General features: G+C 73.2%; 5 protein-coding genes and 1 pseudogene. 3 read left to right on the forward strand and 3 right to left on the reverse strand.

Annotation, left to right across the window (positions count from 1 at the left end; all coding sequences use genetic code 11):
• Positions 1 to 345 (reverse strand): annotated as a pseudogene (locus tag G3I41_RS36160) (O-antigen polymerase); the annotation flags it as partial.
• A 194-nt stretch (positions 346 to 539) separates the two neighbouring features.
• Between G3I41_RS36160 and lnt the strand changes: the two are divergent.
• Positions 540 to 2,135, forward strand: coding sequence for an apolipoprotein N-acyltransferase (gene lnt, locus G3I41_RS36165; protein WP_164404757.1), 1,596 nt, complete (start codon positions 540 to 542; stop codon positions 2,133 to 2,135).
• Between the two features lie 29 nt (positions 2,136 to 2,164).
• Positions 2,165 to 2,647: an NUDIX domain-containing protein gene (locus tag G3I41_RS36170; protein WP_164404758.1), complete on the forward strand. Its 483-nt coding sequence runs from the start codon at positions 2,165 to 2,167 to the stop codon at positions 2,645 to 2,647.
• Between the two features lie 56 nt (positions 2,648 to 2,703).
• Here G3I41_RS36170 and G3I41_RS36175 read toward each other — a convergent pair whose 3' ends face one another.
• Complete coding sequence (locus G3I41_RS36175; protein WP_164404759.1) at positions 2,704 to 4,083, reverse strand: MFS transporter; 1,380 nt, start codon at positions 4,081 to 4,083, stop codon at positions 2,704 to 2,706.
• A 423-nt stretch (positions 4,084 to 4,506) separates the two neighbouring features.
• Here G3I41_RS36175 and G3I41_RS36180 point away from each other — a divergent pair, with 423 nt between their 5' ends.
• Positions 4,507 to 5,721 (forward strand): cytochrome P450, encoded by a 1,215-nt coding sequence (locus G3I41_RS36180; protein WP_164404760.1) that lies wholly within the window; start codon positions 4,507 to 4,509, stop codon positions 5,719 to 5,721.
• A 75-nt stretch (positions 5,722 to 5,796) separates the two neighbouring features.
• On the opposite strand, the gene G3I41_RS36185 is transcribed toward G3I41_RS36180, so the two are convergent.
• The coding region (locus G3I41_RS36185; protein WP_164404761.1) for an acyltransferase domain-containing protein at positions 5,797 to 7,380 on the reverse strand (1,584 nt) is incomplete at its 5' end.

A 7,380-nucleotide genomic window follows, 5' to 3' on the forward strand; every position in this document is an offset into this window, starting at 1 on the left:
CGCGCAGCACGCGCACCCGGCGGCGAGGACCAGCAGGGCCGCTACGGCGGCGGTCTGCCCCGGCGCATGGTCCTCGGTGGCCGTCGCGCCCGGCATGCCGTGCCGCCAGAGAAGAGCGAGGAGCAGGGCCGCCAGCGCGGCGCCGGTGGCGGTCGCGACCGGCAGCAGCGTGCCGCAGATGCGCCCGCAGGCGAAGCCCGCCGCGACGGCGAGCAGGGCGAGCAGCACCCCTTCGGGCCGGGTCTCCCGACCCGCCGCGCTGATCAGCGACCACACCGCGCAGGCGGCGAGGATCAGCGCACCGGTGGCATCGGAAGCGTTCCCCCGCCGCACTGAATCAGCCATCGCGTCCGTCCCCCGGCCTGTGACCGTCCCGTACGCGAGGGCCGGAGCCGGCCCGTCGGCGGGGGACTGGCACACAGGCTAACGGCCGCATCGGCCCTAGGGGCGGAAGATGCGGAGAAATGATGCGGTGGTCGTGATTCCGCCATCGGGACGGGGCTCCCGCGTGGCCGGGCGGTCACCGTAGACTCCGCCGGGTGAGCACCACCATCGCCCACGTCGGCGAATCGCAGAGCCCTGCCCCCGCCCCCCGGACCGGCGGGCTGCCGAAGCGCCTCGTGCGGCCCGGGGCCGCCGTCCTCGCCGGTGTGATGCTGTACCTCAGCTTCCCGCCCCGGCCCCTGTGGTGGCTCGTTCTGCCCGGTTTCGCCCTGCTCGGCTGGGTGCTGTCCGAGCGCCGGGCCCGCGCCGCCCTCGGGCTCGGGCTGCTCGCCGGGCTCGGCTTCATGCTGCCCCTGCTGCACTGGACCGGCGAGGAGGTCGGCCCGGTGCCGTGGCTGGCCCTCGCCGCCGCCGAGGCACTGTTCGTCGCGGTCGGCTGCGTCGGCATCTCCGCCGTCTCCCGGCTCCCCGGCGGACCGCTGTGGGCGGCCGCGGTCTGGACGCTGGACGAGGCGGTCCGCGCGCGGGTGCCCTTCGGCGGCTTCCCCTGGGGCAAGATCGCCTTCGGCCAGGCGGACGGCGTCTTCCTGCCCCTCGCCGCGCTCGGCGGCACCCCGCTGCTCTCCTTCGCCGTGGTGCTCTGCGGCTTCGGCCTCTTCGAGGCGGTCCGCCGCTTCGCCCGCTACCGGTCCGCCGGTGAGTTCCGCCGCGGGGCCGCCGTCGCGGCGGCGGCGACCGTCCTCGTCCCCGTGGCCGCGGCCTTCGCCGCGCTGCCGCTCGTGGACGACTCGGCCGAGGACGGCACCGCGACCGTCGCCGCGATCCAGGGCAACGTGCCCCGCCTCGGCCTCGACTTCAACTCCCAGCGGCGCGCGGTCCTGGACAACCACGCGAAGCGTACGGAGCAGCTGGCCCGGGACGTGAAGGCCGGCAAGGTCCCGCAGCCGGACTTCGTCCTGTGGCCGGAGAACTCCTCCGACCTCGACCCCTACCGCAACCCGGACGCGCGGATCGTCATCGACGACGCCGTGAAGGCGATCGGGGCGCCGACTGTCGTCGGCGCGGTGATCGAGCCCGACTCGGGTCCCCTGCGCAACACCCTCATCCAGTGGCAGCCGGACAAGGGCCCGGTCGCCACGTACGACAAGCGGCACATCCAGCCGTTCGGCGAGTACATGCCGATGCGGTCCTTCGTCCGCGTCTTCAGCTCGGACGTCGACCGGGTGCGGCGCGACTTCGGTCCCGGCGAGAAGGTCGGCGTCTTCGACCTCGCCGGCACCTACACCGGGCTCGTCACCTGCTACGAGGCCGCGTTCGACGACGCCGTACGCGACACGGTCGAGCACGGCGCCCAGCTGATCGCCGTCCCCAGCAACAACGCCACCTTCGGCCGCAGCGAGATGACCTACCAGCAGCTCGCCATGTCCCGGGTGCGCGCCGTCGAGCACAGCCGGGCCGTCGTCGTCCCCGTCACCAGCGGCGTCAGCGCGATCATCCGCCCGGACGGCACGGTGGCCGAGAAGACGAGGATGTTCACCCCGGACGCCCTGGTCGACGAGGTGCCGCTGCGCTCCTCACTGACCCCCGCGACCCGGATGGGACCGCTGCCCGAGGGCGTCCTGATCCTGCTCGCGCTCGGCGCACTGGGCTGGGCGGGCGCCCTGGCGGTGCGCGCCCGACGGGTCCGCTGAACCGGTCGCACGCCGCGTAGGGTCGGCACATGGCCATTCCTGACTTCATCCGCGAGATCCGCGCCACCGCCGGGCAGCAGCTGCTCCTGCTGCCCGGCGTCACCGCCGTCGTCTTCGACGACGAGGGCAGAGTGCTCCTCGGCCGGCGCGCCGACACCGGCGAGTGGTCCGTGATCGGCGGCATCTCCGAGCCGGGCGAACAGCCCGCGACGACGGCGGAGCGCGAGGTGTACGAGGAGACCGCCGTGCGCTGCGTGGCGGAGCGGGTCGTCCTCACCCAGGCGCTGCCGCCCATCCAGTACGACAACGGCGACCGCTGCCAGTTCCTCGACATCACCTTCCGCTGCCGCGCCACCGGCGGCACGGCCCGGGTCAACGACGACGAGTCGCTGGAGGTGGGCTGGTTCTCCGTGGACGCGCTGCCCGACCTGGCCGAGTTCGCCCTGCTGCGGATCAAGCAGGCGCTGACCGACGGGCCCACCTGGTTCGAGTCCACCGCCCCGCAGCGGTAGACACGACGCGGGAGCCGGACGGACCGCCCGGCTCCCGCGCTTCCCGGACCCCGGGGTCAGACGATCGGCGCGGCGTCCCGGGGCGCCGCGGCCGCCGTCCCGGGCGCCGGCCCGATCTCGGCGAGGTCCCGGAGGCGGGTCTCCTTGGCGCAGACCAGGGCCAGCACCGTGAGGAGCGCGGCGGCGATCACGTACAGGGCGATGGGCGTCGAACTGTCGTAGTCGGCGAGCAGGGCCGTGGCGATGAGCGGAGCGGGCGCGCCCGCCGCGACGGACGAGAACTGCGCGCCGATCGACGCGCCCGAGTAGCGCATCCGGGTCGCGAACAGCTCCGAGAAGAACGCCGCCTGCGGCGCGTACATCGCCCCGTGGAAGAACAGCCCGACCGCGACGGCCAGCAGCAGGTTCCCGAAGCTCCGGGTGTCGATCAGCGCGAAGAACGGGAACATCCACAGGCCCACGCCGACCGCCCCCACCAGGTAGACGGGCTTGCGTCCGATCCGGTCGGAGAGCGCGCCCCACAGCGGGATCACGGCGAAGTGGAAGGCCGACGCGATGAGCACCGCGTTGAGCGCCGTCTGCTTGCTCAGGTCCGCCGCGTTCGTCGCGTAGACGAGGATGAACGCGGTGATCACGTAGTAGCTGATGTTCTCCGCCATCCGCGCCCCCATGGCGACCAGCACGTCGCGCCAGTGGTGCCGCAGCACGGCCACGACCGGCATCTTCTCCGCGGCGCCCGAAGCGGCCTTCCGCTCGTCGGCGCGGGCCAGGGCCTCCTTGAACAGCGGGGACTCGTCGACCGAGAGACGAATCCACAGACCGATGATCACGAGCACACCGGACAGCAGGAACGGAACGCGCCACCCCCACGACTCGAACGCGGCGTCCGAGGTCAGTGCGGTCAGCGCCGACAGCACCCCGGTGGCCAGCAGCTGACCGGCCGGCGCACCGGTCTGCGGCCACGAGGCCCAGAAGCCGCGCCGCCGCGCGTCCCCGTGCTCCGACACCAGGAGCACGGCCCCGCCCCATTCACCGCCGAGCGCGAACCCCTGCACGAGCCGGAGCAGGGTGAGCAGGACGGGCGCGGCCACGCCGACGGTCGCGTGCGTCGGCAGCAGCCCGATCGCGAAGGTCGCCCCGCCCATCATCAGCAGGCTCAGCACCAGCAGTCTCTTGCGCCCGAGCCGGTCGCCGAAGTGGCCGAACACCAGCGCTCCGATGGGCCGCGCCGCGAAGCCGACCGCGTAGGTCAGGAAGGACAGCAGCGTGCCGACGAGCGGTTCGGAGTCCGGGAAGAACAGCTTGTTGAAGACCAGTGCGGCCGCCGACCCGTACAGGAAGAAGTCGTACCACTCGATGGTCGTGCCGATGAGGCTGGCGGCGACGATCTTCTTGAGGGAGTTGGGTGGCGTCGGGGAGATTGTTGCGGCGGCCATGCGCACCACTTCCAGGCAGGGGGTGGGGACGTTTCGGTGTCGCCATACCGTAGGAAGCCCCAGGTCAGGGGCGTATGTGGTGGGACACCATAGTTCGGGTGTGCCGTGTGCGCCCGGCCTCCATGGCCTGCTGTCGGGACCCTGTCGACAGCCTCAGAGGGCGCTGACGGCTGAGGACTCCGTGTCCTCGGCACCCTCGCATCGCGTTTCGGACACGACTCGTACGCCTCACGGGCCGGGGCGCCGCCCCGCTCGCCGACACGGCCGACCACGTCATCAGCCGCGCCCGCCGACTCCGCCCTGCTCCTCGCGGCCCGGTGGACCGACGACGCGCGGGCGGCTTTAGAACCTCTTAACAGGTCCTCCCGACAATGCCGGTCCCACACCGGAGAGCCGGCTGTGGACCGAGCGCCTGGGGGCCGCATGACCATCGACACCGTGACCACCGAGACCGTGGGGCTGCCTCAGTTCCCCATGACGCGCGGCTGCCCCTACCACCCGCCCGCCGGATACGCGGAGCTGCGCAAGGAAGGCCCGCTCGCCCGGGTCCGCCTCTACGACGGACGCGTGGCCTGGGTGGTCACCGGCTACGAGGAGACCCGCCGGCTGCTCGTGGACCCCCGGCTCTCCTCCGACCGGACCCGCCCCGACTTCCCGGTACTCGTCCCGCGCATGGCGGCCGCCAAACTGACTGCTCTCGTGGGGATGGACCCGCCGGAGCACGACGTCCAGCGGCGCATGCTGATCCCCAGCTTCACCGTGAAACGCGTCAACTCGCTGCGGCCCGCGATCCGCCGCGTCGTCGGCGAGAAGATCGACGCCCTGCTCGCCGGCGGACGGACCACCGCTGACCTGGTGCCCGAGTTCGCGCTGCCGGTCCCGTCCACCGTGATCTGCGAACTCCTGGGCGTGCCGTACTCCGACCACGAATTCTTCGAGCAGCAGACGAGCCGGATGGTGCAGGCGACGAGCACGGCGCAGGAGGCGTCCGCCGCCAGTGCCGCCCTGGTCGGCTACTTCGACCAGCTCATCGCCGCCAAGGAGGCCGAGGCGGGGGAGGGCCTGCTCGACGAGCTGATCACCGACCGGCTGACCACCGGAGAGCTGAGCCGCCCGGAACTGGCCTCCATCGCGATGTTCCTGCTGGTCGCCGGCCACGAGACGACCGCCAACATGATCGGCCTGAGCGTCCTCACCCTGCTCGAACACCCCGACCAGCTGGCGGAGGTGCGCGATGACCCCGATGTGGCCGCCGGGGCGGTCGAGGAACTGCTGCGCTTCCTCTCGGTCGCCGACGAACTCCAGCGGGTCGCGGCAGCCGACATCGAGATCGGCGGGGTGGTGGTGAAGGAGGGCGACGGCGTCTACCTCCCGAACGCGGCGGCCAACCGTTCCCCGCACGTCTTCACCGACCCCGACACACTCGACGTCCGGCGCGGCACCCGACACCACCTCGCCTTCGGCTACGGCGTCCACCAGTGCATCGGCCAGAACCTCGCCCGCGCCGAGCTGGAGATCGCCCTGCGCGAACTCGCCGTGCGCATACCGACGTTGCGGCTGACAGAACCCCTCGAAGCCCTTGGCGTCAAGCCGGGCGGATCCGTCCAGGGGGTGTTCCGCCTCCCCGTCACCTGGTGATCCACCCGCACACGTCCTACGTACGAGGAAAGCCGGGGCCCTGTCCGAAGGGCCCCGGCTTTCCTCGTAGCCCCGCTATGCGGCGGCCAGCTCGTCCCGGATGAACCCGGCCACCGCCGACGGAGTCGGGTGCTCGAACAGCAGCACCGGCGGCAGCACCAGACCGGTCGCCTCGCAGAGCCGGTTGCGGACCTCCAGCGCGGTGAACGACGAGAAGCCGATGTCCAGGAAGTTGTCCTCGGCCGCGATCGACTCCGGTGACGCGTGACCGAGCACATCCGCCGCGTGCAGCCGTACGAGGTCCAGCAGCGAACCGCCGTCCTGCGGCGCCGGCGCCGGCGCCGGCCCGGTCTCCGGTGCGTGCCGCACCTCGGGCGCCCGGCCCGCCGGGACCGGCCACCAGTGGTGCGTGTGCTCGAAGGGGTACGTCGGCAGCTCGGCCGGAGCCGCCGACGTCTCCGCGTACCAGCTCTCCCACCGCACCCCGGCCCCCGCCGCGTGGAGCGTCGAGAGCGCCACCGCGAACGTCTCCTCGCCGGGACGGTCCCGCACCTGCGACGGCACCGCCAACGGCGCGGCCCCCGGCAGGCAGGCCGCCACCAGCGGGGTCAGCACGGCGTCCGGCCCCACCTCCACGAATGCCTCCGCGCCGCCTTCGGCCAGCGCCGCCACCGCGTCCCCGAAGCGCACCGGTGAACGCAGCTGACGCGCCCAGTAGTCCGGCTCCCGCAGCTCGTCCAGGCCGGCTCGGCGTCCGGTCAGATCCGAGACGACCGGGATCAGCGGCTCGTGGAACCGCAGCCCCGCCGCCACCGCCCGCACCTCGTCGAGCGCCCCGTCCATGTGCCGGGAGTGGAACGCGTGGCTCACCCGCAGCGCGCGCGTCCTGCGCCCCCGCGCCCGGAACACCCCGGCGACCTCCGCCACCGCGTCCGCGTCACCCGAAACCACCGTGGAGCGCGGCCCGTTGACCGCCGCCACGTTCACCCGGTCCGCATACCCGGCAAGGGCCTCGCGCACCTCCTCCTCCGACGCCTCGCACGCCACCATCGCGCCGCCGTCCGGCATCCGCTGCATCAGCCGCCCCCGCGCGGCGACCAGCACGCAGGCGTCCTCCAGCGACAGCACCCCGGCCGCGTGCACGGCGGCGAGCCCGCCGATCGAGTGCCCGGCGACCTGCCCCGGCGCGGGAAGCGACTGCTCCAGAAGCCGGAACAGGGCGGTCTCCACGGCGAACAGCGCCGGCTGCGCGTACTCCGTGCGCTCCAGCAGTGCCGCCTCCGCACTGCCCTCGTCCGCGAACAGCAGGCCCTTCAGCGGACGCGACAGCAGCGGCTCGAACGCCTCGCACACCTCGTCCAGCGCCTTGGCGAAGACGGGCCGGGACTCGTACAACCCGGCGCCCATGCGCGGGCGCTGGCTGCCCTGCCCGGTGAACAGGAAGGCAGTGGACGGTGCTCCCGCCGCGGCACCGCGCACCACCCCCGCCGTTCTGCTCCCCGACGCCAGCGACGCCAGCGCGGCCACCTGCCCGGCGCGGTCGCCCGGCAGCACCACCGCGCGGTGCCGGAACGCCGTACGGCCCAGGGCCAGCGTCCGGCCCACGTCATGGCCCGACAGCCCGGGGTCCGCGACGAGCCGCGCGTGCAGCCGGCCGGC

This window comes from Streptomyces sp. SID9727, from assembly GCF_010550605.1.
Classification (GTDB): Bacteria; Actinomycetota; Actinomycetes; order Streptomycetales; family Streptomycetaceae; genus Streptomyces.

Bases quoted from the DNA above. Each gene is read 5' to 3' on its own strand.
- G3I41_RS36180 (WP_164404760.1), top strand. From the start codon at position 4,507: ATGACCATCGACACCGTGACCACCGAGACCGTGGGGCTGCCTCAGTTC.
- G3I41_RS36175 (WP_164404759.1), bottom strand. From the start codon at position 4,083: ATGGCCGCCGCAACAATCTCCCCGACGCCACCCAACTCCCTCAAGAAG.
- G3I41_RS36170 (WP_164404758.1), top strand. From the start codon at position 2,165: ATGGCCATTCCTGACTTCATCCGCGAGATCCGCGCCACCGCCGGGCAG.